Annotated in this window: 25 protein-coding genes, 1 tRNA gene and 1 pseudogene; 14 read left to right on the forward strand and 13 right to left on the reverse strand. The window is 65.4% G+C overall.

Annotation, left to right across the window (positions count from 1 at the left end; genetic code table 11):
* Nucleotides 1-137: 137 nt before the first annotated feature.
* Complete coding sequence (locus tag LRC39_RS04750) at nt 138-530, forward strand: DUF2231 domain-containing protein (protein WP_264054350.1); 393 nt, start codon at nt 138-140, stop codon at nt 528-530.
* Nucleotides 527-1,933: a PQQ-dependent sugar dehydrogenase gene (locus LRC39_RS04755; protein ID WP_346296501.1), complete on the forward strand. Its 1,407-nt coding sequence runs from the start codon at nt 527-529 to the stop codon at nt 1,931-1,933. Before LRC39_RS04750 ends, LRC39_RS04755 begins: the two co-directional genes overlap by 4 nt.
* Nucleotides 1,934-1,971: 38 nt before the next feature.
* On the opposite strand, the gene LRC39_RS04760 is transcribed toward LRC39_RS04755, so the two are convergent.
* Nucleotides 1,972-3,357, reverse strand: a complete 1,386-nt coding sequence (locus tag LRC39_RS04760) for a lytic murein transglycosylase (RefSeq protein WP_346296502.1) — start codon at nt 3,355-3,357, stop codon at nt 1,972-1,974.
* A 194-nt stretch (nt 3,358-3,551) separates the two neighbouring features.
* Between LRC39_RS04760 and LRC39_RS04765 the strand changes: the two genes are divergently transcribed.
* Nucleotides 3,552-4,184, forward strand: coding sequence for a LysE family translocator (locus LRC39_RS04765; protein WP_346296503.1), 633 nt, complete (start codon nt 3,552-3,554; stop codon nt 4,182-4,184).
* A gap of 14 nt (nt 4,185-4,198) precedes the next feature.
* On the opposite strand, the gene LRC39_RS04770 is transcribed toward LRC39_RS04765, so the two are convergent.
* A complete protein-coding gene (locus tag LRC39_RS04770; RefSeq protein ID WP_107343058.1) occupies nt 4,199-4,966 on the reverse strand; it encodes a sulfite exporter TauE/SafE family protein in 768 nt (255 codons plus the stop codon).
* A 32-nt stretch (nt 4,967-4,998) separates the two neighbouring features.
* Nucleotides 4,999-5,430, reverse strand: a complete 432-nt coding sequence (locus LRC39_RS04775; RefSeq protein ID WP_346296504.1) for a VOC family protein — start codon at nt 5,428-5,430, stop codon at nt 4,999-5,001.
* A gap of 62 nt (nt 5,431-5,492) precedes the next feature.
* Between LRC39_RS04775 and LRC39_RS04780 the strand changes: the two are divergent.
* A pseudogene (locus tag LRC39_RS04780) lies at nt 5,493-6,076 on the forward strand (TetR/AcrR family transcriptional regulator).
* 15 nt (nt 6,077-6,091) lie between these two features.
* On the opposite strand, the gene hisN reads toward LRC39_RS04780, so the two are convergent.
* From hisN to LRC39_RS04795, 3 genes are all read right to left on the reverse strand, one after another.
* Entirely contained in the window at nt 6,092-6,874 is a 783-nt protein-coding gene (gene hisN / locus LRC39_RS04785; RefSeq protein ID WP_346296505.1) for a histidinol-phosphatase, read from the reverse strand.
* A gap of 694 nt (nt 6,875-7,568) precedes the next feature.
* Entirely contained in the window at nt 7,569-7,742 is a 174-nt protein-coding gene (locus tag LRC39_RS04790; protein ID WP_107343061.1) for a Flp family type IVb pilin, read from the reverse strand.
* A 155-nt stretch (nt 7,743-7,897) separates the two neighbouring features.
* Nucleotides 7,898-8,785, reverse strand: coding sequence for an N-formylglutamate amidohydrolase (locus LRC39_RS04795; RefSeq protein WP_107343062.1), 888 nt, complete (start codon nt 8,783-8,785; stop codon nt 7,898-7,900).
* A gap of 311 nt (nt 8,786-9,096) precedes the next feature.
* Here LRC39_RS04795 and cpdR point away from each other — a divergent pair, with 311 nt between their 5' ends.
* The 3 genes from cpdR (at nt 9,097) to LRC39_RS04810 (ending at nt 10,017) form a co-directional block, all read left to right on the forward strand.
* Nucleotides 9,097-9,456 (forward strand): cell cycle two-component system response regulator CpdR, encoded by a 360-nt coding sequence (gene cpdR / locus LRC39_RS04800; RefSeq protein ID WP_011156442.1) that lies wholly within the window; start codon nt 9,097-9,099, stop codon nt 9,454-9,456.
* A gap of 84 nt (nt 9,457-9,540) precedes the next feature.
* Nucleotides 9,541-9,615: transfer RNA gene (locus LRC39_RS04805), tRNA-Val, on the forward strand.
* A gap of 129 nt (nt 9,616-9,744) precedes the next feature.
* The gene (locus LRC39_RS04810; protein ID WP_346296506.1) at nt 9,745-10,017 is read left to right on the forward strand and encodes a hypothetical protein; all 273 of its coding nucleotides are present in this window, start codon (nt 9,745-9,747) and stop codon (nt 10,015-10,017) included.
* A gap of 79 nt (nt 10,018-10,096) precedes the next feature.
* Here LRC39_RS04810 and LRC39_RS04815 read toward each other — a convergent pair whose 3' ends face one another.
* Nucleotides 10,097-10,723: a TetR/AcrR family transcriptional regulator gene (locus LRC39_RS04815; RefSeq protein WP_346296507.1), complete on the reverse strand. Its 627-nt coding sequence runs from the start codon at nt 10,721-10,723 to the stop codon at nt 10,097-10,099.
* 215 nt (nt 10,724-10,938) lie between these two features.
* On the opposite strand from LRC39_RS04815, the gene LRC39_RS04820 reads away from it, so the two are divergent.
* The 3 genes from LRC39_RS04820 to LRC39_RS04830 are packed head-to-tail and all read left to right on the forward strand — an operon-like array spanning nt 10,939 to nt 14,788.
* A complete protein-coding gene (locus tag LRC39_RS04820; RefSeq protein ID WP_107354338.1) occupies nt 10,939-11,475 on the forward strand; it encodes a (2Fe-2S)-binding protein in 537 nt (178 codons plus the stop codon).
* A complete protein-coding gene (locus LRC39_RS04825; RefSeq protein WP_346296508.1) occupies nt 11,472-12,458 on the forward strand; it encodes an FAD binding domain-containing protein in 987 nt (328 codons plus the stop codon). The genes LRC39_RS04820 and LRC39_RS04825 overlap by 4 nt, the downstream gene beginning before the upstream one ends.
* 41 nt (nt 12,459-12,499) lie before the next feature.
* On the forward strand, nt 12,500-14,788 hold the full coding sequence (locus LRC39_RS04830) for a xanthine dehydrogenase family protein molybdopterin-binding subunit (RefSeq protein ID WP_430624936.1): 2,289 nt from the start codon (nt 12,500-12,502) through the stop codon (nt 14,786-14,788).
* A 280-nt stretch (nt 14,789-15,068) separates the two neighbouring features.
* On the opposite strand, the gene LRC39_RS04835 is transcribed toward LRC39_RS04830, so the two are convergent.
* The 3 genes from LRC39_RS04835 to LRC39_RS04845 form a co-directional block, all read right to left on the reverse strand.
* Entirely contained in the window at nt 15,069-15,218 is a 150-nt protein-coding gene (locus LRC39_RS04835) for a hypothetical protein (RefSeq protein WP_346296509.1), read from the reverse strand.
* Between the two features lie 162 nt (nt 15,219-15,380).
* Nucleotides 15,381-15,980, reverse strand: a complete 600-nt coding sequence (gene wrbA / locus LRC39_RS04840; RefSeq protein WP_346296510.1) for an NAD(P)H:quinone oxidoreductase — start codon at nt 15,978-15,980, stop codon at nt 15,381-15,383.
* Between the two features lie 173 nt (nt 15,981-16,153).
* Nucleotides 16,154-16,852, reverse strand: a complete 699-nt coding sequence (locus LRC39_RS04845) for a pirin family protein (protein WP_346296511.1) — start codon at nt 16,850-16,852, stop codon at nt 16,154-16,156.
* Between the two features lie 132 nt (nt 16,853-16,984).
* Here LRC39_RS04845 and LRC39_RS04850 point away from each other — a divergent pair, with 132 nt between their 5' ends.
* A complete protein-coding gene (locus tag LRC39_RS04850; protein ID WP_107354343.1) occupies nt 16,985-17,908 on the forward strand; it encodes a LysR family transcriptional regulator in 924 nt (307 codons plus the stop codon).
* Nucleotides 17,909-17,922: 14 nt separating this feature from the next.
* Here the strand turns inward: LRC39_RS04850 and LRC39_RS04855 are convergent, their stop codons facing one another.
* Nucleotides 17,923-18,756, reverse strand: coding sequence for a protein-disulfide reductase DsbD domain-containing protein (locus LRC39_RS04855; protein ID WP_346296512.1), 834 nt, complete (start codon nt 18,754-18,756; stop codon nt 17,923-17,925).
* A gap of 134 nt (nt 18,757-18,890) precedes the next feature.
* On the opposite strand from LRC39_RS04855, the gene LRC39_RS04860 reads away from it, so the two are divergent.
* Complete coding sequence (locus LRC39_RS04860) at nt 18,891-19,544, forward strand: YqgE/AlgH family protein (protein WP_107357396.1); 654 nt, start codon at nt 18,891-18,893, stop codon at nt 19,542-19,544.
* Nucleotides 19,545-19,748: 204 nt separating this feature from the next.
* On the opposite strand, the gene LRC39_RS04865 is transcribed toward LRC39_RS04860, so the two are convergent.
* Nucleotides 19,749-22,628, reverse strand: coding sequence for an EAL domain-containing protein (locus tag LRC39_RS04865; protein WP_107354345.1), 2,880 nt, complete (start codon nt 22,626-22,628; stop codon nt 19,749-19,751).
* Between the two features lie 122 nt (nt 22,629-22,750).
* On the reverse strand, nt 22,751-23,749 hold the full coding sequence (locus tag LRC39_RS04870) for an NAD(P)H-quinone oxidoreductase (protein WP_346296513.1): 999 nt from the start codon (nt 23,747-23,749) through the stop codon (nt 22,751-22,753).
* A gap of 112 nt (nt 23,750-23,861) precedes the next feature.
* Between LRC39_RS04870 and LRC39_RS04875 the strand changes: the two genes are divergently transcribed.
* Both LRC39_RS04875 and LRC39_RS04880 read left to right on the forward strand, forming a co-directional pair.
* A complete protein-coding gene (locus LRC39_RS04875; protein ID WP_107343074.1) occupies nt 23,862-24,053 on the forward strand; it encodes a DUF1192 domain-containing protein in 192 nt (63 codons plus the stop codon).
* A 420-nt stretch (nt 24,054-24,473) separates the two neighbouring features.
* Entirely contained in the window at nt 24,474-24,983 is a 510-nt protein-coding gene (locus LRC39_RS04880) for a DUF1465 family protein (protein ID WP_107343075.1), read from the forward strand.
* The last annotated feature ends 182 nt before the right edge of the window (nt 24,984-25,165 follow it).

Consider the following 25,165-nt stretch of genomic DNA (forward strand, 5'->3'; position numbering starts at 1 on the left):
GCCGGTGTTCGCACCTGTCAGGAAGACGGTAGCGGATTCTCGCCATGGCGCACGACGCATTCCCCGCGAACTCAGGCCCTGCAAACTCACTCCGACTGGCATCGACGGCGCGGATCGGCGCGCATCCGATCCATCCGATGCTGGTGCCTATCCCGATCGCCTGCTTCGTCGGAGCGCTGCTCACCGACATCGCCTATTGGAAGACCGCCGAGATCACCTGGTCGAATTTCTCAGCCTGGCTGGTGAGCGCCGGCGTGGTGATCGGCTGGCTGGCGGCGATCTTCGGCGCCGTCGATCTGCTCGCGCGCCGCGCCATCCGCAATCTCACAGCAGCGTGGATTCACGGCATCGGCAATCTCGTGGTGCTGCTGCTCGCCACCCTCAACATGCTGGTGCACACCCACGATGCCTGGACCTCGGTGGTGCCGTGGGGGCTGACGCTGTCGGTGCTGACGGTGATGGTCTTGCTGGTCACCGGCTGGATGGGGTGGGCGCTGGTGTATCGCTATCGTGTCGGAGGCGCCGGATGAGCACCGTCATGTTCAAGCGCGCCGCTATGCTCGTCGCCTGTGCGTCGCTGCTCACGCTCGCCAGCTGCGGCGGCGACGATCATTTCGACGTCTCCAGCCAGATCGGGCCGAATCCGAATCTGCCCGAGCCGCAGCAATATCTGTTTCCACCGATGAAGTTGGCACCGGTGGTCGGATGGAAGGATGGCGAGACGCCGAGCGCGCCGGAAGGCCTCAAGGTCGCCGCGCTCGCCACCGGCCTGCAGCATCCGCGCGAGCTCTACGTGCTGCCGAACGGCGATGTGCTGGTGGTGGAATCGAAGAAGCCGCCCGGCGAGCCGATCAAGCGGCCGAAGGATCTGGTGATGGGATGGGTCGAGTCCTTCGTCACCTCGGGCGGCAGCGGTGCCAACGAGCCGAGCAATCGCATCACGCTGCTGCGTGACGCCAATGGCGACGGCGTCCCCGAGGTGCGCAGCACCTTCCTCGACCATCTCAATTCGCCGTTCGGCGTGGAGCTGGTCGGTAACGACCTCTATGTCGCCAACACCGACGCGATCATGCACTACACCTACCATCCCGGCGACACGCAGATCAGCGAGCCCGGCACAGTGCTGACGCCGCTGCCCGGCGGCCCGATCGATCATCACTGGACCAAGAGCCTGGTCGCGAGCCGCGACGGCGCGCTGCTGTATGTCGGCGTCGGCTCCAACAGCAACATCACCGAGAACGGCCTCGAGGCGGAGAAGAACCGCGCCGCGATCTGGGAGGTCGACCGCGCTTCCGGGCGATGGCGGCTGTTCGCCACGGGTTTGCGCAATCCCAACGGCCTCAGCATCGAGCCGCAAACCGGCGCGTTATGGACGGTCGTCAACGAGCGCGACGAGCTCGGCCCCAATCTGGTGCCGGACTACATGACCTCGGTGAAGGACGGCGGCTTCTATGGCTGGCCGTACAGTTACTACGGCCAGCACGTCGACCCGCGGGTGCAGCCGCCGCGGCCGGATCTGGTGGCCAAGGCGATCGTGCCGGATTATGCGCTCAGCTCACACGTCGCCCCGCTCGGCATGGCGTTCGCCACCGGCACCAGCCTGCCGGCGAAATATCGCGGCGGCGCCTTCGTCGGCGAGCACGGCTCGTGGGACCGGCAGCACTTCAACGGTTACAAGGTGGTGTATGTGCCGTTCGACGGCGGCAAGCCGAACGGCAAGGCCGAAGATGTCGTCACCGGCTTTCTCGACCCAAGCGGCAAAGCCCGCGGCCGCCCGGTCGGCGTCGCCATCGACAAATCCGGCGCCCTGCTGATCGCCGACGATGTCGGCAACACCGTGTGGCGCGTGACCGCAACTGGCGCCACGCCGCAGACAGCGGGAGGAGCAGGCACAACAACCGGTGCCGCACCAACGCCGAGCCCGCAGCAGTAATCACTCGTCAGACGTGGCCTTCGAGGGACGCGCTGAACTTAGCGCCCTCTCAACCTCTCCAACATCTCCCCCGTCGCAAATCCATCCGCCGGTGCTCCGATCGAAGCCTGAAAATTCCGCAGTGCGCTGCGGGTTTCGGAGCCGAACTGGCCGTCGGGAGTGCCGCGGTAGAAGCCGCGCTGGGCGAGGAGCTGTTGCAACTCCAGCTTTTCGGTGCGGGACAGGGCGCGCTCCTGGCGTGGCCAGTCCTGGACGAACGGGGCGCCGCCGCGCAGCCGGTCGGCGAAATGGCCGATCGCCAGCGCATAGGCCTCGGCCGGGTTGTACTTCATGATCACCCGAAAATTGGTGAGCATCAGGAAGCCGGGTCCGGCGGCGCCGGCGGGGGCGAGCAGATAGGCCTTTTCGCTCGCGCGTGGAAACGGCTGGCCGCCGGCGCGGCGCAGGCCCATCTGCTCCCACTGCGCCAGCGTCTGGGTCTGGCGGCGGTCGGCCAGCATGTAGTTGAAGCCGCGCGGCACCACGACCTCGTAGCCCCAGGTCTGGCCGGCCTGCCAGCCGTCCTTCTTCAGGTTATTGGCGGTCGAGGCGATCAGATCGTAGGGATTGTCGACCACGTCGCGGCGGCCGTCGCCATCGGCGTCGACCGCGAAACGCTTGAACGCCGTCGGCATAAATTGCGTCGGGCCGAACGCGCCGGCCCATGAGCCGCGCAGCTGCTCGGGCCGCAGGTCGCCGCGATGCAGGATCTCGAGCGCGGTGAGGAATTCGTCCTTGAAGTACGCCTGGCGGCGGCCGACGCAGGCCAGCGTCGCGGTCGAGTTCACCACATAGCGATCGCCCATCTGGGTCGAGTAGTTCGACTCGATGCCCCAGATCGACGCGATGATGTAGCGGTCGACGCCATAGGCGCGCTCGACCGCGTCGAACTGCGGCTTGTACTGCGCCAGGATTTCGCGGCCCCTGGCGAGGCGGGTATCGTTGACCAGGATGTCGAGATAATCCCAGATCGACTTGGTGAACTCCGGCTGCGAATCCATCAGGTCCATCAGCCGCAGGTCGGGCGACAGGCCCGCGGTGTAGCGTTCGAACGACTCGCGCGAGATGCCGCGGCGCGACGCGTCCGGCCACATCGCCGCGACGCAATTGTCAAAATTCGCCGCGGCCTCGCGGATTGCGGCGGCGGTCATCAGCGGATGGCCGGAGGCCCCGTCCTCTCCGCTCCAGGGCTGTGCGGCGGAGCTGCCGCCGGAGGGCGCGCTCACGCCGGGCGCGGCTGGACGGCTCGGCGACGGATTGCCGAAAATGCTGTCGAGGAAGTTCAGAGGATTGCCGGATTGCGCCTGCGCCGCCGTGGCCGAAAGCGCCACGCCGCCGAACCATGCCGCGAGCGCGGCAGCTGCCAGCCGGTTGTGTCCCGTCATCGCCGATTGCATCCCACCTGTTGCGAGGCCCCCGGGGCAGGAGGCGCCGTGATGGTTTCCATCAGCTTAACAAAGCGGCTTTTTGCCGTCCGGCCGCCCGCGCCCGTACCGAGTTTTCGCGTGCGGCGGTGGCCCTTGACGGCCGGCGCGATCGCCGGAGGATGGTGGGAAACGCGCATGGGACTGGGACCGATATGCTCGGCATTCACGACTTCTGGCTGTTCGTCGCTTCCGGGCTGCTGCTCAATGTCACGCCTGGGCCGGACACCGCCTACATCGTCGGCCGAGGTCTGCAGTTCGGCTGGCGCGGCGGGGCGGCTGCGGCGCTCGGCGTCGGCACCGGCTGCCTGGTCCACGTCGCAGCGGCGGCCGCGGGCCTGTCGGCGCTCCTGATGGCCTCGACGCTGGCGTTCAGCGTGCTCAAGTGGGTCGGCGCCGCCTATCTGATCTGGCTGGGATTACGCATGCTGCTGTCGACGCCGAGCGATTTCACCGCGACCGCAGGCGCTGCCCCGGCGCTGTCGCTGGGCTCGGTGTTTCGCCAGGGCATGCTCACCAATGTGTTGAATCCCAAGGTGGCGCTGTTCTTTCTCGCCTTCCTGCCGCAATTCGTCGCCGCCGATGCGCCGAACAAGGCGCTGGCGTTTCTGGTGCTCGGGCTGATCTTCGTGGTCAACGGCACGCTGTATTGCCTGGCGCTCGCGGCCTTCGCGGCGCGGGCAGCGGATCGGCTGCGACGCTCCGGCTCGGTGCTGCAATGGATCAATCGCGGTCTCGGGGCGCTGTTCGTGGCGCTCGGCATCCGGGTGGCGCTGGCGCGCGCCTGACCGAGGACGCGATGCTAGCCGACGAGCTTCACGAGGGTGGTGGCGGCGAGATACAGGCCGAGCCCCATCAGGGCGATCAGGAACCAGCGCCGGAATGTGTCTGGATGCATCCGGGTGCGCACCGCCTGGCCGCCGAACATGCCGGCGAACGCGGCCGCCAGCGCGATCAGGCCGGGCAGGGCGGTGGCGGTCGACAGCAGCCCGGCGTCGGTGAGGTTGACGGCCAGCGCCAGCGTCGCGGTGGTGAAGAATACGCCGAGCGCCTGGACCAGCTCGTCCTTTTCCATCCCGATCGCCTGCAGATACGGCATCGAGGGAATCACCTGCACGCCGGTCGCCGCCGAGATCACCCCGGTGATCAGTCCGACCGGACCGCCGATCCATTTCTCGCGGTTCGGCGCGACGTGGAAGCTGCGCTTGCTGAGGCCGAGAATGCCATAAGCGACCAGCAGCACGCCGAGCACCAGCGACCCGTAGCGGGCATAGGGGCCGGTCATCAGCCCGGCGCCGAGACGAATGCCGATCACGGTGCCGAGCAGCAGCGGCCACAGCCGGCGCAGGATGTCACGCAGATAGCTGCCGGCGAAGGTTTGCCAGATGTTGGTGACGATCGCCGGCACGATGACAATGGCGACCGCCTGGGCCGGCGGCATGGCGACGGCGAGCAATCCGATCGACACCGTCGGCAGACCGAGACCGATCACGCCTTTGATGAACCCGGCGAACGCGAAGACCGCAGCGATGATGAGGAGAAATGGATCGAACACGGCCGCAGATTGCACACTCGCCGAGCTTCACACAACCCGTACTTCACTCATGGCTGTGCATCAGTAGCGCCACCTGCATACTGCGCCGCGTAGTTCGCGCTCGGCGGAATCGGTTTGATGACGTCGATCAGCACGCCGTTCGGATCGGCGGTGATGAAATGGCGCTGGCCGAAATCTTCATCGCGCAGCGACAGCAGGATCGGCAGCCCAGCCTGCTGCAGCCGGGCATATTCGCGGTCCGGATCGTCGACTTCGAAATTCAGGATCAGGCCTGACACCTGGCCGCGGCCGGCTTCGGGAATCGTCGCATGCTGGCCGTCGAGGATCGCCAGATTGACGGCAGGATCTTCGGCCGACTGCAGGTGCACGTACCAGTCGGCTTCGAACAGCGGACGGAAGCCGAAATGCCGGCAGTAGAACGCCGCCGAGGCAACGACATCCGACGTCATGATCACCGGGTAGTAGCTGGTCGATCGCATCGCTTTCCTCCTCGCCAACAAAAAGATACAGTGTGTATGTATAAAACATGCAGGCTGTATGTATGAAGGCGGCGAAGCGACGCACCAACCCCGAACGGTCCAGTGCCACCCAGGCGGCACTGATCGCAGCGGCCCGCGAGGCATTCGTGGTCCGCGGCTATGCGGAGACCAGCACGCCGGATCTGGTGGAGGCCGCGGGCGTCACGCGCGGTGCGCTGTATCACCACTTCGCCGACAAACAGGCGCTGTTCCGGGCCGTCGTCGAGGCCGAATCCGCTGCCGTGGCCACGGAGGTCGAGGCTGGTGCTGCTGACGGGTCGCCGCTCGAGGCTTTGATCTCCGGGGGGAAGCCTATCTGGCCGCGATGGCCGTGCCGGGCCGCACGCGGCTATTGCTGATTGAGGCGCCCGCGGTGCTCGGCCGCGCCGAGGCCGACGCGATCGATGCGCGGCACGGCGCTAGGACGCTGCGGGAGGGCTTGGAGGCGGCGATCGAACAGCAGGCGATCGCACCGATTCCGGTCGAGGCGGCCGCGAAGCTGCTTGGCGCGGCATTCGATCGTGCCGCGCTGGAGATTGCGCAAGGAGGCGACCGCGAGAGCTGCCTCGCTGTACTGCGGGCGCTGATCGAAGGGCTGCGGCGATGACCGCTAAGGCGTGGTTCAGGCGTTGAGGATCTTCATCGCAGCTTCGTGCACGCGCTTATCGCCCGCCGCGACGATCCGGCCGCCATTCTGCGCCGGCTTGCCGTCCCAGGTGGTGATGATGCCGCCGGCACCGGTGATGATGGGAATCAGCGCGGCGACGTCGTAGGGCTTCAGCTCGGTTTCGATCACGAGGTCGAGCTGCCCGGCGGCCAGCATGCAATAGGAATAGCAGTCGCCGCCGTAGCGGGTCAGTCGCGCCTCGGCCTGGACCTTCTCGAAAATGCTGCGGTCGCTGTCGTTCATCAGCAGCGGCGAGGTGGTGAACAGCACCGCGTCCTTGATAGCGGCGCAGCGGCGTACGCCGAGTTTGCGCTCGCCGGACGGGCCTTTGTACGTCGCCGAGCCATTGTCGCCGGAGAAGCGTTCGCCGATGAAAGGCTGATGCATCATGCCGAACACCGGTGCGCCCTTGTGCAGCAGCGCGATCAGCGTGCCCCACACCGGAAAGCCGGCGATGAAGGATTTGGTGCCGTCGATCGGGTCCAGCACCCAGACGTAATCGGCGTCTTCGCGCTCGTTGCCGAACTCTTCGCCGATGATGCCGTGCTGGGGAAAGCTCGCCTTGATCAGCCTGCGCATCACCGCCTCGGCGGCCCGATCGGCCTCGGTCACCGGATCGAAATCCCGGCCGGGCTGCTTGTTGTCGATCGTCAGCGAGGTGCGGAAGAACGGCAGGATGGTGTCGCCCGACGAGGTCGCAAGGCGGCCGATAAAGGCGGCGAAATCGATGACCGTCACGGAGCGATCCTTTGCGAGCATTGCGGGCGGGACATGGAACCGCGCCACCATCGTAGACGGGAGCGGCCGAACCCTTGCTCCTTTATTATGGCGGGTGACTCCCGGTCCATAGTCTGAATCGTCGGCAATAAGCCGCACTCACAGCTTTGAACCGGCTAGCGGCGCTGCGGGAACCTGGTGCGACAAGACCGCCCGGAATCGCCCGAGGATGCGGTGCGGGCTTTGGTCGCGACCTCATTCATCTCATTGATCTGTCTCAAATAATTTCAGCAGTTCCGCGGCGTGGACGGTGTTCTGACATGCGTTTTTTGCATGGAAAATCGCCTGAAAACACTTGCGCTTTGTGCGGCGCGGTCGCATATTGTTGCGGTGCGGTAGCGCCTCGCGCTATCGCTGCCCTCCTTGGGCGTTTCCTCCCTAGACTTGGGCCGCTTGCCATCGCAAGCGGCCCTTTTTTCTTTTTGGATGTCTTTTCTTTGGATCGAGGCTCGGCAGCGCCAACGGCTCTGTCTGCTCATCGGTGGCCGCTCGCGCTTCGCCAGCAGCCACCGCGATGCGGGCTCGTCGGCTCTTCTCGGCCGCACAATACCTCTCTCGGCCTGCATCAGGTCGGAGAGCGGCAGGTGAGAACGCCGTCGAGAAGCCGTGGAGCCCGGCTTCTTAAAGGTGCAGTCCTGACGCGATCGACCGTCTGCTAGCCGCCGCCGGTGAGTCCGTCTTTCACCGATGTGAAAGTGGAATTCAGTTTGTCACCGAGCCCGGTGACTGCGGCGATGATCGCCAGCGAGATGCCGGCGGCGATCAGACCGTATTCAATGGCGGTGGCGCCGGATTCTTCCGACAAGAATTTCAGAACAAGACGCTTCACGTTGTTCTCCCAGGATAGCCTGCGGTTTGGGGGTCACAACTGAAGATTGCGGGTTCCACGTTAATTCCGGCTGAATCGGTTCCCGTGAATTTAGGAGCACGATTCGCCGATTGACGCGGCTACCCTGCAAAACGGCACTTGGGTCCGTCAGCCAGCTACTCCGCTGCCGCCTGAAACGGGCGGAGATCGTCCAGCGGTATCTCGGACAGCCTCTCGGCGAGGCGGCTGAAGTCCTCTGCCACGGTGGCAAAGCGGTCGCTGCGCAGCCGCAGCCGTTCGTCCATGTAAATCGCCCGGTTGAGCTCGACCTGGACGGTGTGCAGTCCGGTGGCCGGGTTGCCGTAATGCTCGGTGATGAAGCCGCCCGCGTAAGGCTTGTTGCGGCCGGTCGAATAGCCACGCGCCGCCATCGTCTCTTCGATCACGGCGGCGATCAGCGGCGAGCAGCTGGTACCGTAGCGGTCGCCGATCACCACATCCGGTCGCTTCGGCTCGTCGCGCGAGATGCCGACCGACGGCATCGAATGGCAGTCGACCAGAAGCACAGAGCCGAATTGCTGGTGCGCCTGGTTGATCAGCCGGCGCAGTGCGCGATGATACGGCTTGTACAGCGTCTCGATCCGGCCGAGCGCGTCGTCGATATGGATGCGCTCGTGGTAGATCTCCTGACCGTCGCCGACCACGCGCGGGATCGTGCCAAGCCCGCCGGCGACCCGCATCGAGCGGGTGTTGGCAAAGCTCGGCAGCCGGCCGTTGAACATCCGCGGATCGAGCTCGTAGGGCTCGCGATTGACGTCGATATAGGAGCGGGGGAAATGCACACGCACCACCGGAAAGCCGTCGTGGATCAGGTGGCCGATCAGCTCGTCCATGAACGAATCTTCGGAGCGCTGCAGCGCTTCGAGATCGATCCGCGAGGCGTTCAGGAAGGCATTCGGATAGACCGAGCCGGAATGCGGCGAATTGAAAATGATCGGGGCGCGCCAGACCGCCGGTTCGGCGATCTCGAAGGCGGGGGAGAACTCACCGTCGAACTCGGTCATCGTCGTCCGCCACTCGTCAAATCCGCCCGTCTCCTGCCTCTGCGACAGCGCATCTGGTGATTTAGTGAGAGGTATTGTCGGCAATCGGGCCGGCGCTGCCAAGCAAAATCATTCCAGAGAGCGGTGTCGGAAACGCCGGCGCCGAACAAAAGTGCCCGCTTGCGGATTTGTTGATTCAGAGCCCGATCGGGCGCAGGATTATCCTCGCTTCCTCACTTGATGGGCGACGGGAATTTCACCCGAAATTTACCAGACTTCGGTCTAACTGGATCGATCGGTTTTCCTCGCCCGGATTTGAAGTTCCAGCCACCATGCACAAAATTCTCCTCGCCGAAGACGACAACGACATGCGCCGCTTCCTGGTGAAGGCGTTGGAAAACGCCGGCTTCCAGGTTTCCTCGTTCGACAACGGCATGTCGGCCTACCAGCGGCTTCGCGAAGAGCCGTTCGAAATGCTGCTGACCGACATCGTGATGCCGGAGATGGACGGAATCGAGCTGGCGCGTCGCGCCTCCGAACTCGATCCCGACATCAAGATCATGTTCATCACCGGATTCGCCGCGGTGGCGCTGAATTCCGATTCGGACGCGCCGAAGAACGCCAAGGTTCTGGCCAAGCCGGTGCACCTGCGGGAATTGGTCAGCGAAGTGAATAAGATGCTGGCCGCGTAAAATTGGCGTCGAAATCCTGCTTTGGTGTCCTTGCCTGACCGGCTCGGAGCCGATATAGGGACGCCACCCGTGAAGACGATCTGAGGGCGCGTAGCTCAGCGGGAGAGCACCTCGTTGACATCGAGGGGGTCACAGGTTCGATCCCTGTCGCGCCCACCATTCCCCAGCATCGTCGACTTCCACCTTCCCGATCTCGTGTCTGACCGCTCGGCGGCCGGTTTGCTTTGGCGGAACGAAGCCGCCTGCGACGAATTGGCTCAACATCGCCATTCGGCATGGAGCGACACGATGATCAAGCAGATTGCCATCACCGCCGCTGCGCTGGCGGCTATTTCCACCGCCGCCGCTGCGCCGGCCAACGCCGATGAAGTCGGCATCGGAGTGGGGCCGGCAGGTGTCACCGTCGGCACCAGTCACGGCCCGTATTACGGCCAAGAAGACCGGTACGTGCGCGAGCGCCGGATCTATCGCGAGCGTGAGCCCGATGAGACCGTCGTGGTTCGCCGGCAATACCGTGAAGAACCCCGCCGCCGTGTGATCATCGAGCACGATGACGATTAAGACGACCAGCGGCCTCCCTCGCGGAGGCCGTTTTTTCGTTTCGGGTGGAATCCCAGCGGCGCCGGCCGCAGGCGTCTCCTTAAGAACCTGGTCTGGCCTTGCTGCCAGCTGCGCCGTAGCGCAGGCCATCGAGCAGCAACCCGACCATCCGGCTGGTGTGGTCGGGATCGGCGCCCGGCGCCGAATTGCAGAGCTGCGCCACCGCCTTGAGCAAATCGAACGGGTCGACGTCGCTCCGAACCTCGCCGGCAGCCCCGGCCGCATCCAGCAGCGATTGCAGCGCGGGGCGGAGCCGCTGCTCGAAATAGACTGGCAGGCTGTCATAGGCCGGATTGCCCGAATACAGCGCCGCCGCCAAACCGCGCTTGGTCGCGATGAAGTCGACATAGCGCTGCATCCAGCGCGACAACGCCTCAAACGGCGGATAGTCCGCCGTCAGGGCTGCGGCTGCATCGGCGCAGGCATCGACCTCGTTGCGGAACACCGCCACGATCAGGTCGGATCGCTGCGGGAAGTGCCGATACAGCGTACCAACGCCGACGCCGGCTTTCTCGGCGATGTCGCGCACCGGCGCATCCACGCCTGCCGTCGCGAACACCGCCAGTGCCGCTTCGAGCAGCGTCTTCAGATTGCGCTGCGCGTCCGCCCGGACCCGACGCGGCGTACCGGCCGCTGAGGCGTCTTTGCGCAGCCGCTTTTCGGGCACAGGAATACCTCTTGATAAACGGAACGATGTTCCGTATAAGGAGTTGCAGGTCCGTTATCTCACATCGATGCCGGCCGGGCTACGCGGCATCGGCCATGCCAACCAACGCCACGAACTAATAAGCCGCTCGGCGGTTAGCGATTTTCCGTTCCGCACAATGTGCGCGCGAATACGGATCCGCGCGCGTTGCTTCATCACGTCCTCAAGGAGGTCATATGACCGCTGATCGAACTGTCGCGCCCGCCGCGGCGATCCGCATCAATGGAGTGGACTGTCCGGTTCCCGCCGATCCGCGGGTCTCACTGCTCGACCTGCTGCGCGAGACGCTGAATCTGCACGGCACCAAGAAGGGCTGCAATCAGGGCGCCTGCGGCGCCTGCACGGTGCTGGTCGACGGCGAACGCATCCTGTCCTGCCTGTCGCTGGCCGTGCAGCACGCCGGCCGTAGCGTCACCACCATCGAAGGTCTCGCAAGCGAGGCGGGGCTGCATCCGCTGCAGCAGGCGTTCATCGAACACGATGGTTTCCAGTGCGGCTACTGCACTCCCGGGCAGATCTGCTCGGCGATCGGCATGGCATCCGAACTGCAGCGCGGCGTTCCGAGCCACGTCACCCGCGATCTGGCAGCCGACCATATCGCGCCGACCCACGATGAAATCCGCGAACGCATGAGTGGCAATCTGTGCCGCTGCGGTGCGCACAACGGCATCATCGCGGCGATCCGCGACACCTACGCGGAGGCTGCAGAATGACTCCCTTCGATTACTCACGCGCCGGCGACGTTGCCGAAGCGCTGCGGCTTGGCGCCGCCGCGCAGGCCAAATTTCTCGGCGGCGGCACCAATCTGATCGACCTGATGCGCGAGACGATCGAGCGTCCGGCGGCGTTGGTCGATATCACCCGCCTGCCGGCCGACATCACCGAGCGCGAGGGTGGCGGCCTGCTGATCGGTGCCGCGGTGCGCAACACTGCGCTCGCGGAGCACCCCGCCGTGCGCCGGCGCTATCCGATGCTGTCGCGCGCCATTCTGGCGGGCGCCTCGGCGCAGATCCGCAATATGGCAACAGTCGGCGGCAATCTGCTGCAGCGGACGCGCTGCACTTACTTTTACGACGACGCCGGCTCGCGCTGTAACAAGCGCAATCCGGGTCAGGGCTGCGACGCCATCGAAGGCTTCAACCGCAATCACGCAATTCTCGGTGCGTCACAATCCTGCGTGGCGACCCATCCGTCCGACATGTGCGTCGCGCTCACGGCGCTCGATGCGGTGGTTCATGTCGAAGGGCAAGCCGGGAAGCGGACGTTGCCGTTTGGCGACTTCCATCGTTTGCCGGGCGATCGGCCCGACCTTGAGACAGTGCTGCAGCCCGGCGACTTGATCACCGCGATCGAACTGCCGGCGCAGCCGATCGCCGCGCGCTCGACCTATCGCAAGGTGCGCGACCGTTCGAGCTACGCGTTCGCGTTGGTATCGGTCGCGGCCGCGATCGAGCTTGAAGACGGCAAGGTGAAGGACGTCCGGCTCGCACTCGGCGGCGTCGCACACAAGCCGTGGCGGGCGCTGAAGGCCGAGCAGGCGCTGCGCGGCAAAGAGGCCACCATGGATGCGTTCCGCGCGGCCGCCGAAGCCGAGCTGACCGATGCGGTCCCGCTGCGCGACAACGCCTTCAAGATCGAACTGGCCAAACGAACGATCACTGCCGTCTTCGGCGAACTCGCAGGAGATGCCCGATGAGCATCATCAACGAAGCCAAACAAGCCGTGCGCGGTGCCGCGATGGACGTGATGGAGAAAGCCGTTGCGCTGGCGCCCGATAGTTGGATGCCGGGCGGCGATCCCGATCCTTTGATCCGCGCCAAACGCGGCTCGATCGGCGCCTCGATCTCGCGGATCGACGGCCCGCTCAAGGTGCGCGGCGCCGCGCCGTTCGCGGCTGAGTTCGCGCTCGACGGTATGCTCTATGCCGCGCTGATGTTCAGCACCGTGCCGAAAGGCCGGATCGCCACGCTCGACACTGCCGCGGCCGAAGCCGCGCCGGGCGTCGCTCTGGTGATGACTCACCGCAACGCACCGCGAATGAAGCCGATGCCGCTGTTCATGACCGCCGAGAAGGCTGGCGGCGGCGACAATCTGCCGATCATGCAGGACGACCGCATCCACTGGAACGGCCAGCCGATCGCCGTGGTGCTGGCGGACACGCAGGAGCAGGCCGATTACGCCGTCTCGCTGATCCGAGCGACCTACGAGGCAGAACCCGCGCTGACCAGCTACGCCGCTGCCAAGGCCAAGGGCACCGAGCCCGGGCTGTTCATGGGGCAGCCGCTCCAGGCGCAGAAAGGCGACGCCGAAGCGGCGTTCGCCAAAGCGCCGGTTCGAGTCGATGGCCGCTACTCGACGCCGCGGCACAATCACAATGCGATTGAGCCGCACGCCGCCACGGTGATGTGGCAAGGCGACAAACTGATCGTGCACGACGCCTCGCAGGCGGTGCAGCACACCGCGTGGTCGCTCGGGGATGTGTTCGGCATTGCCGAGGAGCAGGTCCATGTCACCTCGCCGTTCGTCGGCGGCGGCTTCGGCGGCAAGTGTCTATGGCAGCATCAGGTGCTGGGCGCTGCGGCCGCCAAGCTTGCCGGCAGGCCGGTGCGGATCGCGCTGTCGCGCGAGGGCGTGTACCGGCTGATCGGCGGCCGCACGCTCACCGAGCAGCGCTTTGCGATCGGCGCCGAGCCGGACGGTCGCTTCGTCTCGCTGATCCACACCGGCACCGCCCCGACCTCGCGCCAGAACGCGTTTCCGGAACCTTTCATCCTGCCGACGATGAGTAGTTACGGCTCGCCCAACATCAAGCTCGACGTCGAGACGGTACACCTCGACATGCTGGCCAACACCTTCATGCGGGCGCCGGGCGAATCCGTGGGCACCTTCGCGATGGAGTCGGCGATCGACGAGATGGCCGTGGCGCTCGGCATCGATCCGGTCGAGCTGCGCATTCTCAATCAGCCGAAAGAAGACCCGCTGAAGGGCACACCGTTCTCATCGCGGCATATCGCCGAGGCTTGGCGTGCCGGCGCCGAACGCTTCGGCTGGTCGAAGCGCAATCCGACCGCCGCTAGCGTTCGCGACGGGGAGTGGCTGGTCGGCATGGGCTGCGCCACTGCGACCTATCCGTATCACCGCATGCCGGGCGGTGCGGCGCGGATCACGCTGACCCGCGACGGTGGCGCCAGGGTCGAGATCGCCGCGCACGAAATGGGCATGGGCACGGCGACGGCTCATACGCAGGTGGTGGCGGAGCGGCTCGGCCTGTCGCGCGATCAGGTGACGTTTGCCTATGGCGACTCGATGTTCCCCGGCGTGGTGCTGGCCGGCGGCTCGCAGCAGACCGCATCGATCGGCGCCTCGGTGATCGCCGCGCATCACGTACTGATCAAGGAACTGCTCAAGCTCGCCGGCAACGACTCGCCGCTGGCGGGCCTCAGCGCCGAGGAAGTCGGCACCGTGAATGGCGGCCTCGCCAAGCTCGACGACACGTCGCGTCACGAGAGCTACGTGTCGATCCTGAACCGTTCGGGCCGCGATCACGTCTCGGCCGAGGGCAGCGCTTCGGCGCCGCTTGAAACCATGCACTGGTCGATGCATTCGTTCGGCGCGCTGTTCTGCGAGATTGGCGTCAACAGCGTTACCGGCGAGACCCGCGTGCGGCGCTTCCTCGGCTCCTACGATTGCGGCCGTATCCTCAATCCGAAGACGGCAGCGAGTCAGTTCCGCGGCGGCATCATCATGGGCCTCGGCCTGGCGCTGATGGAAGAGACGCAGTTCGACGAGCGCAATGGCCGGATCATGAATCCGAGTCTGGCCGAGTATCACATCCCGGTGCATCTCGACGTGCCGGATATCGATGTGATTTGGACCGACATTCCCGATCCGCGCGCGCCGATGGGCGCACGCGGCATCGGCGAGATCGGCATCACCGGCGTCGGCGCAGCGGTTGCAAACGCCGTGTTCAACGCCACCGGCAAGCGAATCCGCGATCTGCCGCTGACGCTCGATAAGCTGATGTAAGAGAAGGCGGGCCGTAACGATGCTCGCGGCCCGCCATTGCTCGCGGCGATCAACGTTCCACCGCGTCGCGAAATCATGCCCGTCATTGCGAGAAGCGAAGCGACGAAGCAATCCATGGCTCGGTTCACCGAGCTGCTGGATTCGCAATGACGGGGGTTTATGGTCCGAGGTGAAACGGATGAACGCCTCAAAGGGCGCGGGGCCGCTCGATTCGGCAAAGAGAAAGCTGCTTGAACTGCGCGCTGATGAGCGGGCTAAGTCCAGGCGGCCGCCGTGGAAATCAGTCCGCGTCCGGCTGCGTGGCGCCGGTGCAGCTTCGGCACTGCCGCTTGCCATAGGTTGCGATGCTGAGGCTCCTGCAAACTAAACGCTTGGCCATCGCCTGCAGCGGGCTGCGCGCCAATTGAAGCATGAACACCATCTCGAGCATGTCGTCGTCTCCCCACTAGCAATGGGTGAGATGGGGCCGAAGCAGCGGGCGCAGTAGCCCCGCTGCAGCGCAGCAGGCATGCGATACATGCATCTGCATTGAATTGGGCCGAAGGCGTGGCGTGGTGCGTTTAAGCGCCCCGCCACGCCTTCCTTGTTGTCGTTAGCCGTGCAGCTTGATGGCGGTTTCGGCGACGGTCTTGCCCTGGTAGCGCGCGCCGGCGAGTTCGGTTTCGCTCGGCTGGCGCGAGCCGTCGCCGCCGGTGATCGTGGTGGCGCCATAGGGCGCGCCGCCCGTCACCTGGTCGAGCCGCATCTGGTCGCCGAAGCCGTAGTTGAGGCCGACCACCACCATGCCGAAATGCAGCAGGTTGGTGATAATCGAAAACAGCGTGGTCTCCTGGCCGCCGTGCTGGGTCGCGGTCGAGGTGAAGGCGCCGCCGACCTTGCCGTTCAGCGCGCCGCGCGCCCACAGGCCGCCGGCCTGATCCAGGAAGTTGGACATCTGCGACGCCATGCGGCCGAACCGGGTGCCGGTGCCGATGACGATCGCGTCGTAATTGGCGAGGTCCTCAATGGTTGCGACCGGCGCAGCCTGATCAAGCTTGTAGTGCGACGCCTTGGCGACGTCCGGCGGTACCAGTTCGGGCACGCGCTTGATGTCAACCTGCGCGCCGGCCTCACGCGCGCCTTCGGCGACCGCGTTGGCCATCGCTTCGATGTGACCGTAAGCCGAGTAGTAAAGAACCAGAACCTTCGCCATGGGGAGTCTCCGTTTGGTGGGTGATTGGGTGGGGAGTGATTGTTGTTAGTTATCCGTCATGGCCGGGCTTGACCCGGCCATCCATCCTCTTCGTGAGAACTGTTGCGAAGTAGGATGGATGCGCGGGTCAAGCCTGCGCATGACGTTTGTGGGTGACGAAAGGCTGCACGGCCTTACGCCGCGTCGACCAGCACCAGCTCGGCGTCTGCGAGCGCCGTGATGGTGAGCTTGGTCTCGCCGTGGATCGCTGCGCCGTCGCGAGCGTTGACGCGGACGCCGTTGACCTCGACGCTGCCGACGGCAGGGACCAGATAGAGGTGCCGCGCCTTCTCGGCGTCGTAGGTCGCGGTCTCGCCCGCCTTCAGCGTCGTCGCCAGCACTCGGGCGTCCGCGCGGATCGGCAGCGCGTCGGTGTCGGTCGCAAAGCCCGACGCGATGGTGACGAGCTTGCCGGAGCGGTCGGCCTTCGGGAACGGCTTGGAGCCCCAAGTCGGTTGGCCGCCACCTTGCGTCGGCTCGATCCAGATCTGGAAGATCCGTGTGGTCTCCGGCTCGAGGTTGTACTCGGAGTGCCGAACGCCCGAACCCGCGCTCATCACCTGGACGTCGCCCGCGACGGTTCGGCCCTTGTTGCCGAGCGAGTCCTGGTGGGTGATTGCGCCGTCGCGCACATAGGTGATGATTTCCATGTCGCGATGCGGATGCGGCGGAAAGCCGGTATCCGGGGCGATCTCGTCGTCGTTCCAGACCCGCAAGGCGCCGTGGCCCATGTTGTTGGGGTCGTAGTAGCTGGCGAACGAGAAGTGATGCTTGGCCTTGAGCCAGCCATGGTCGGCGCCGCCGAGCCGGTCGAAGGGACGGAGTTCAATCATTGAAGCCTCCTCATGTCGGGCGCCGGGTTGGCGCCAGTGACTTGCGTTGGCTCTTGAATAAGGATGCCCAATCGTTTCATAAATAGAAATGATCGAAACTCATTGTTTCTGAAATTTAGCCAAAGCGGTAGCATGAGCAAGCTTCCGGACTTCGAAGCACTGGCAATCTTCGCCAAGGTGGTCGAGCTGCGCTCGTTTGCGGCGGTCGCGGCCGAGTTCGGGCTGTCGAAGGCGACGGTCTCCAAGGCAGTGACCCGGCTGGAGGCGCGGCTCGGCGCGCGGCTGTTCAACCGCACGTCCCGGCGGCTGGCGCTGACCGATGCCGGTCACCGGCTCGCCGAGCGTGCCGCCCAGCTGCTTGCAGACGGCGAGGCCGCCGAGGCCGAAGCGCTGGCGCAATCCGCGGCACCGCGCGGCCTGGTGCGGCTGGCGGTGCCGATGACGTTCGGCGTCAAGGTGATCGCGCCGCTGCTGCCCGAGTTCTTCGCCGCCTATCCGGACGTGTCGATTGACCTGCATCTGTCCGACGCGATGGTCGATTTGATCGGCGACGGCTTCGATGCCGGGGTCCGCATCGCCACGCTGCCGGATTCCTCGCTGGTGGCGCGGCGGCTGTGCGCGATGCCGCGCTACACGGTGGCGTCGAACTCCTATCTGCAGGCGCACGGCCGGCCGACGCATCCGATGCATCTCGCCCAACACCGCTGTCTCGGCTACGCCTATCTGTCGACGCCGAACACCTGGCACTACACTAACGATGCCGGCGATCAGGTCGCGGTACGGCCGGGCGGGCCGCTGCGGGTCAACAACGGCGAGGCGCTACTGCCGTCGGTGATCGCCGGGCTCGGCATCGCCGATCTGCCGGAGTTCATCGTCGGCGATGCGATCGCGGCCGGCGAAGTCGAAGTGATCTTGGATGGCTGGCATCAGCGCGAGAGCGCGGTGCACCTGGTGACGCCGCCGGGCGGGCCGCGGCCGGCGCGGGTCGAGGTACTGTCGGAATTTCTCGCCGACCAGCTCGGCCGTCTCGGCCGCAAGCGACGCAGCGCGCGCTGATCCGCGCGTCCGCGTTATTCGAGCGTGACGTTGAACTCGTAGGCCTTGTCGGGACCGACCAGGGTGAACTTCAGCGCGGCGCCGGCGGCCTGGGCGCCCGACGGCAATCCATCGAGCGCGAAGCTGAAGCGCCGTAGGCCGGGCGGCGCGCCCTTGATTTCCTTCGGCACCGGCAGCGCCCATTCGGCCGTCGGGCCTTCGACGAACAGGCTGACCTTGGCGCCGGTCGGCGCCACGACATCGACTTCGATGTCCTTGTCGCCCTTGCGGACGACGTCGCGGATCGTCACCGGGTTGTTGTCGCCGACGCTCGCCGGCACCGGCACGGTGTCGAGCGCCGCGGCGAGCGCACCGTCCTGGGTCGAGGCGACGCTGGCAAATTCCAGCTCTGGGCTCGCCACCACCGGAATACACAGCTTCTCACACACTGCGTAGTCAACAGTGAGACGCAGTGTCACCGGCTTGTCGGCATGTTTGGTCACGATGCGCAGCGGCAGTACGACCTGCTCCTTGTAGCCGAGCGAGGTGCCACCGGCGCCGTCCGGAAACGCTTGCGGCGCCGGCCACAGGACCGTCACCGCCTCGACGTTCTCCGACTTGGAGAAGTCGAACCGCGGCGGCACGCCGGAATCGCCCGGCGTCCGCCAGTAGGTTTTCCAGCCGGGCTGCAACTGGAAGGCAATCCCACCCAGCAGCACGCCGCCGCTGCGCGACCCGGCCAGCAGCCGGACGGCGGAATGTTGCTCGGTAACCCATGGCGACACGTCGTCGGCGCGGGCGCCGCAGGCGGAGGCCGCGAGCACGGCGGCGGCGAACAGAACGGCACGAGACGGAACGATTGCGGTCATCTGGCGTATCTAGAGTTTGCGCGAGGCTGGGGCCACTGAAATGGCGGTGAAACCGCGACTATTCGGCGTCCCGAGATTGATTGACAGGATCGGCACCCGATATCAGGATGATGGTGCAACGCGAGGATCCCCTGATGGAGACTGCATCCAAAAGGCCGAAGTCCGGCGCAGCCAAGAAGCCCGCCGCCACCAAGGCGCGCGGCGATGGGCCGAGCTATCTCGATGGCCAGCTCCTGATCGCGATGCCGGTGATGGAAGACGAGCGCTTTGCGCGCTCGGTGATCTACATTTGCGCGCATTCATCGGAAGGCGCCATGGGGATCATCGTCAATCGCCCCGCGGGCAGCATCGATTTCCCCGAACTGCTGGTGCAGCTCGACATCGTCGAGAAGGCCGAGCAGATCAAGCTTCCTGATCACGCCGAGTCCATGAAGGTGCTGAGGGGCGGACCGGTCGAGACCGGCCGCGGATTCGTGCTGCATTCGAGCGACTTCTTTATCAAGGACGCCACATTGCCGATCGATGACGGCATTTGTCTGACCGCCACCGTGGACATCCTCAAGGCGATCGCCGGCGGCACCGGGCCGAAGCACGCCATCCTGGCGCTCGGCTATGCCGGCTGGGCGCCCGGCCAGCTCGAAAACGAAATCCAGGAAAACGGCTGGCTACACTGCGACGCCGATGCCGACCTGATCTTCGGCGACGACATCGAAGACAAATACGATCGCGCCCTGCACAAGCTCGGCATCGAGCCGGGGATGCTGTCCGCCGAGGCGGGGCACGCGTAGCGCCCCAGCCGTCGGCACGTCGGGTCGTGCGCCAAGGCCGCCCCACGCATAAACGTCATCGCCCGCGAATGCGGGCGACCCAGTATTCCAGGGCATCTGTTGTAAATTACGAACGCACCGCAGTACTGGATCCCCCGCATGCGCGGGGGATGACGGATTATTGGGGAGAGGCGCTGCTGCACAAGCGGCTGCCGGCTTGATCTCTCAGCTCGCCGCTTCCAGGCGCTGTTCTTCGGTCAGCAGCTTCATCGCCGCATCGGCATCCATAGGTTCGCCGAAGGCGAAGCCCTGGGCGTATTCGCAGCCGAGCTGATACAGCTCCACCGCATCCGAATCCGTTTCGGCGCCTTCCGCCACCACGTCCATGCCGAGGTCGTGCGCCAGCGCGATGATCGACTTCAGGATCACCGGGCGGGTGCCGCGGCTGGTGGTGCGGACGAACGACTGATCGATCTTGATGGTGTCGAACGGGAAGCGCTGCAGGTAGCTCAGCGACGAATGCCCGGTACCGAAATCGTCGAGCGACAGCCCGATGCCGAGCTCGCGGATCCGCTGCAGCATTTGGGCGGCGTGCTCCGGATTCTCCATCACCAGCGATTCAGTGAGTTCGAGCTTCAGCGTGCCGCGCGCCACCGACGAGCGCGACGTCACGGTGCGGATGTCGTGCAGCAGATCGTGGCGCAGCAGCTGCCGCGACGACACATTGACCGAGGCGAAGATCGGTTCGCGGGCGCGCATCGCGCGCTGCCAGATCGAGAGCTGCTTGGCGGTCTGGTCGAGCACGAAGGTGCCGAGTTCGACGATCAGCCCGATCTCTTCGGCGATCGAGATGAACTCGCTCGGCGACATCCGGCCGAGCTTGGGATGATCCCAGCGCGCCAGCGCCTCGAAGCCGGCGATCGAACGGTCTTCGAGCCGCACGATCGGCTGATACAGGATGGTGATTTCCTTGCGCTCGATCGCCCGGCGCAGTTCGGATTCCAGCGTCAGCCGGTCCGATTTCCGCGCCCGCATCGCCGGCTTGTACACGTCGATGCGGTCGCCGCCGATCCGCTTGGAGTGATACATCGCCAGCTCGGCGTCCTTGATGATCTCGTCGGACAGCTGGGTCTGCGGGTCGGAGAGCGCGAGGCCGATCGAGGCGGTGAGGAAGATCTCGCGATCGTTGAACGCGATCGGTGCCTTGATGGTCTTGCGGATGGTCTCGGCGAAGGCAGTGATCTTGGCCGGGTCCTGCTCGGACAGCAGGATCAGTCCGAACTGATCGCCTGCGATCCGCGCCAGCGTATCCTGCGGCTTGAGGATGCGGCTCAGCCGCCGCGCCAGCGTCAGCAGGATCGAGTCGCCGACCGCGATGCCGACGGAATCGTTGACCTGCTTGAAGCGGTCGAGGTCGATCACCATCAGGGTCGGCCGCAGCGCCGGCATGGTCTTGGCGAAGTTCGCCACCGCACCGAGGCGGTCGATGAACAGCTTGCGGTTGGGCAGGCCGGTGAGATTGTCGTGCACGCTGTCGTGCAGCATCCGCTCTTCGGCGATCTTGATCTCGGTGACGTCGGTCAGGGTGCCGACCACGCGGGTGACTTCGCCGTCGGTGCCGACCACCGGGCGCGCCTTCAGCGAGAACCACATGAAGTGGCCGTCCGGGGTGCGGAGCCGGAAGTCCTGGGTCAGCCGGCCGCGGCGCTGGTCGAGCACGCTGTCGAGCGCGGCGCGGAAACGGTCCTGGTCGAGCGGATGCAGCACTTCGAGCCAGCTTGCGGCGGAGCCTTCCAGCGCGCCGCGCTTCAGGCCGAGCAGCGCTTCGGTCTCAGGGCTGGTGAACACCTTGTCGGCCGAGACGTCCCAGTCCCAGATCAGGTCGCCGGAGCCGATCAGCGCCAGCGCGCGGCGTTCGACGTCGGAGATCACCCCGCCGGTGGCGCCGCCGCCCGAGAACGCGTGCTGCATCACGGTGAAGCCGATCAGCATCACGATCAGCACCAGGCCGCCGAGCAGCGCCGGGCCGACGATGTCGTTGGTGACGGTGCCGGCCACCGCCATGCCGGAGGCCACCACCCACACCACCAGCAGGAACCAGGTCGGGATCAACAGCACCGCGCGGTCGAAGCCGTGGGTCGACAGATAGACGATCAGCGCGAAGCCCGCGAAGGCGATCAGCACCAGCGAGATACGTGCGATGCCGGACGCCACCGCAGGATCGAACAGCGCCAGCGCCACCAGCGAGCCGAGGAAGGCGAGCCATCCCAGCGTGATGTGCGAATAGCGGACGTGCCAGCGACTAAGATTGAGATAGGCGAACAGGAAGACGAGCAGCGTCGCGGCCAGGATCGCTTCGCCCGAAGCGCGCCACACCCGCTCGGCGCCCGACGACATGTCGAGCACTTTGCCCCAGAAGCCGAAATCAATGCCGATATAGACCAGCACCGCCCAGGCCAGCGCCGCCGCGGCCGGAAACATGATGCTGCCTTTGACGACGAACAGGATGGTCAGCACCAGCGCCAACAGGCCGGAGATGCCGATCACGATGCCTTGGTACAGCGTGAACGAGTTGACCTTGTCCTTGTAGGCTTCCGGCTCCCACAGATAGAGCTGCGGCAGCTTGTCGGTGCGCAGTTCGGCCACGAAGGTGATCACCGAGCCGGGATCGAGCGTGACGCGGAAGATGTCGGCGGTCGCGCTGTCCTGCCGCTCGGGGCGGTCGCCGGTCGACGGCGTGATGGTGGCGATGCGCGACATGCCGAGGTCGGGCCACAGCAGCCCCGAGCCGACCATCCGATAGTGCGGCGCCACGATCAAACGATCGAGCTGGTCGTCGGAATTGTTGGCGAGCGCGAACACCACCCAGTTCTGGCCGCCCTCGCGGGCGCGCACCTCGACGCGGCGCACGATGCCGTCATTGCCGGGGGCGGTGGAAATCTGAACGCGATCATTATCGCTGTGCAGATGCTCCAGCACACCGGTGAGATCGATCGCCGGCGCGTCGCTGCGGACGCTGACGGCATCGAGGGCGTGTGCCTGCGGGACAGCCGCAACCATCATCACGCCCAGCGCCAGCAGCGCGAGGCATCTGATCAGACGCAAGTCGGTTCTCCGCGTTCACACCAGTCCAAATGGCGCGGCCCCGCGCGCCACGAGCCCCGGATAGATGCCATGAAAGCGAGTGAAAACATAGACTCTCTCGCCGGCCCCCGGGGTAGCCCCACTCACACAGTCAACACAATTTTGCCAATATGTTGGCTGGTTTCCATCCGCCGGTGAGCATCGGCGGCGTCCCGCAGCGCGAAGGTGCCGTCGATCAGCGGCTTGATCCGGCCCTGCTCGAGTAGAGGTAGCACCTTGGCTTCGATCGCCGCGACCATCGCGGCCTTGTCGGCGTTGGAGCGCGGCCGCAGCGTCGAGCCGGTGTGGTGCAGCCGCTTGGTCATCAGCTTGACGAAGTTGACGTTGGCCTTGGCGCCGCCGAGGAACGCGATCTGCACGATCCGGCCGTCCATCGCGGCGGCGTCGTAATTGCGCTCGATGTAATCGCCGCCGACCATGTCGAGGATCACTTCGACGCCCTTGCCGCCGGTGGTTTCCTTCACCGCCGCAACGAAGTCCTCGGTCTTGTAGTTGATGGCGCGGCTGGCGCCGAGCTTGAGGCAGGCGTCGGCTTTATCCTGCGAGCCGACGGTGGTGATCACTTTCGATCCGAGCGCGACCGCGAGCTGGATCGCCATCGTACCAATGCCGGACGAGCCGCCGTGCACCAGCAACGTTTCGCCGGGCTGCAAGCCGCCGCGCTCTAACACGTTGTGCCACACCGTCATCAGCGTCTCGGGCGTGGCGCCGGCTTCGATCATCGAATAGGCGGCCGGCACCTTCATCGCCTGCGCGTCCTGGGCGATGCAATATTCCGCGTAGCCGCCACCAGCTACCAGCGACATCACCTTGTCGCCGAGCTTGTGCCGGGAGGCGCCATCGCCGAGCGCCGCCACTTCGCCGGCGATTTCGAGGCCCGGCAGGTCGCTGGCGCCGGGCGGCGGCGGGTAGCTGCCGGAGCGCTGTGCCACATCGGGACGGTTGACGCCGGCGGCCGTAACTTTGACCAGGATTTCCCCGGGGCCGGGCTTCGGCACGTCGCGCGTCTCGGGCAGCAGAACTTCGGGACCGCCGGGCTTGCTGATCCCAACCACGGTCATTTGCGAAGGGATCGGTTCCATGATTTTTCCTTGGCTGGCGAGGCGGGTGGGTGTCATCTGGCGGAGTAGGTTGTGATTAGACAGCCGGAGGGCGGCTGGCAACCGCAGCAGATCACGAACGGGCGAGGACGACATGGCGCTTGAAGAAGATGACAAGCCGAGGACCAAGATCAGCCACGACATCGGTCAGGATTTGTCGCTGCTGTCGGTCGAAGAACTCAGCGGGCGGATCGCTCTGCTGCAAGCCGAAATTGCCCGGCTCGAAACCGCGCTGACGATGAAGCGCGCCACCCGCGAAGCAGCGGATCGCATCTTCAAATCTTGAACGAAAAGTTGATAGCAGGGCGCGCCGCTGTCTCATGCTGGGACATTTGCTAGCGCCCGCGGTATGGCAAATCGACCGTAAACAAATTCACTCATTTACGCGCGATTAAGCTTTCCCGCCTATTACTGTGGATGTCCATCTTTGGACCGAGTGGCTCCTGTCCACTCTGTTTTGACGCCTCCCTGTTATCAACTTAAAAGCCGCCGGAAACGGCGGCTCTTTTTTGGCCTCGGTATCGTCCGCAGTGCCGGCGTCACGCTTTGGTCATTGACCGCCACAATGCTGTCTCTGAAGCTGCGTTAACCTTTGCGCGCGGGTCCGCTGGACTCCACGCATGGGCGGCGTAATGATTTGTTCATCATAAGCCGGTGCGCAGCTTCGCGAGCCGGTACAAGTATTCGGTAGTGTGAGGCGTTGACCATGTCTGATGTCGCGCAGGGCGAATCCGCCTTGGTGGTGCTCAGCGAACGGCTGACCAGTTCGGCAGCGTTCACGGCTCTATTTCGGGAGGGCATGGATCTGGTCGAAGAGACCGCCGCCTATCTCGACGGCTCCGGCCGCGCGGAGGCCAAGCTGCTCGACCGCGCCGTGAGCCTGACTTACGCCACCGAGAGCATGCGCCTGACCACCCGGCTGATGCAGCTCGCCTCCTGGCTGCTGCTGCACCGCGCCGTGAAGGAAGGCGAGATGACGCTGATCCAGGCCAACCGCGAAAAGACCAAGGTCAAGCTGTCAGCCGCCGATCCGGGCGCGCCTGATGTGCTGGAGCGCTTGCCGGAACAGCTGCAGTCGCTGATCGCGCGGTCGATGAGCCTGCAAAGCCGGATCCGCCGGCTCGACTCCACCATGCACACCCCGCCGGAGCCGCCGGCACTCGGCAACCCGCTGGTGCCGCAGCTCAATATGCTGAAGGCCGCGTTCGAGAACTGACGTTTCTGGTCGTCGATCAGATTAAAGTCGCAATGGCCGGGCTCGTCCCGGCCATTGGCATTTTTGGGGGACCGGCCGGTTATCCCCAGCGCCCCAAGGCCCGCAGCCATTTGATCCGCCAACGAAAACGCCCCGCGCGAGCGGGGCGTTTGTCGTATTGGGTCTCGAAAGAAGCGGCGAGC

This window comes from Rhodopseudomonas sp. P1 (genome assembly GCF_039642825.1).
Lineage (GTDB): Bacteria > Pseudomonadota > Alphaproteobacteria > Rhizobiales > Xanthobacteraceae > Rhodopseudomonas > Rhodopseudomonas palustris_H.

Excerpts from the sequence above, each read along its gene's own strand:
- LRC39_RS04760 (WP_346296502.1), bottom strand. The coding sequence starts at position 3,357 with ATGACGGGACACAACCGGCTGGCAGCTGCCGCGCTCGCGGCATGGTTC.
- LRC39_RS04765 (WP_346296503.1), top strand. The coding sequence starts at position 3,552 with ATGCTCGGCATTCACGACTTCTGGCTGTTCGTCGCTTCCGGGCTGCTG.
- LRC39_RS04830 (WP_430624936.1), top strand. The coding sequence starts at position 12,500 with ATGGACGTGATGGAGAAAGCCGTTGCGCTGGCGCCCGATAGTTGGATG.
- wrbA (WP_346296510.1), bottom strand. The coding sequence starts at position 15,980 with ATGGCGAAGGTTCTGGTTCTTTACTACTCGGCTTACGGTCACATCGAA.
- LRC39_RS04825 (WP_346296508.1), top strand. The coding sequence starts at position 11,472 with ATGACTCCCTTCGATTACTCACGCGCCGGCGACGTTGCCGAAGCGCTG.
- LRC39_RS04870 (WP_346296513.1), bottom strand. The coding sequence starts at position 23,749 with ATGGAACCGATCCCTTCGCAAATGACCGTGGTTGGGATCAGCAAGCCC.
- LRC39_RS04820 (WP_107354338.1), top strand. The coding sequence starts at position 10,939 with ATGACCGCTGATCGAACTGTCGCGCCCGCCGCGGCGATCCGCATCAAT.
- LRC39_RS04850 (WP_107354343.1), top strand. The coding sequence starts at position 16,985 with ATGAGCAAGCTTCCGGACTTCGAAGCACTGGCAATCTTCGCCAAGGTG.
- cpdR (WP_011156442.1), top strand. The coding sequence starts at position 9,097 with ATGCACAAAATTCTCCTCGCCGAAGACGACAACGACATGCGCCGCTTC.
- LRC39_RS04810 (WP_346296506.1), top strand. The coding sequence starts at position 9,745 with ATGATCAAGCAGATTGCCATCACCGCCGCTGCGCTGGCGGCTATTTCC.
- LRC39_RS04880 (WP_107343075.1), top strand. The coding sequence starts at position 24,474 with ATGTCTGATGTCGCGCAGGGCGAATCCGCCTTGGTGGTGCTCAGCGAA.
- LRC39_RS04860 (WP_107357396.1), top strand. The coding sequence starts at position 18,891 with ATGGAGACTGCATCCAAAAGGCCGAAGTCCGGCGCAGCCAAGAAGCCC.
- LRC39_RS04755 (WP_346296501.1), top strand. The coding sequence starts at position 527 with ATGAGCACCGTCATGTTCAAGCGCGCCGCTATGCTCGTCGCCTGTGCG.
- LRC39_RS04845 (WP_346296511.1), bottom strand. The coding sequence starts at position 16,852 with ATGATTGAACTCCGTCCCTTCGACCGGCTCGGCGGCGCCGACCATGGC.
- LRC39_RS04835 (WP_346296509.1), bottom strand. The coding sequence starts at position 15,218 with ATGCTCGAGATGGTGTTCATGCTTCAATTGGCGCGCAGCCCGCTGCAG.
- LRC39_RS04775 (WP_346296504.1), bottom strand. The coding sequence starts at position 5,430 with ATGCGATCGACCAGCTACTACCCGGTGATCATGACGTCGGATGTCGTT.
- LRC39_RS04795 (WP_107343062.1), bottom strand. The coding sequence starts at position 8,785 with ATGACCGAGTTCGACGGTGAGTTCTCCCCCGCCTTCGAGATCGCCGAA.
- LRC39_RS04750 (WP_264054350.1), top strand. The coding sequence starts at position 138 with ATGCTGGTGCCTATCCCGATCGCCTGCTTCGTCGGAGCGCTGCTCACC.
- LRC39_RS04855 (WP_346296512.1), bottom strand. The coding sequence starts at position 18,756 with ATGACCGCAATCGTTCCGTCTCGTGCCGTTCTGTTCGCCGCCGCCGTG.
- LRC39_RS04875 (WP_107343074.1), top strand. The coding sequence starts at position 23,862 with ATGGCGCTTGAAGAAGATGACAAGCCGAGGACCAAGATCAGCCACGAC.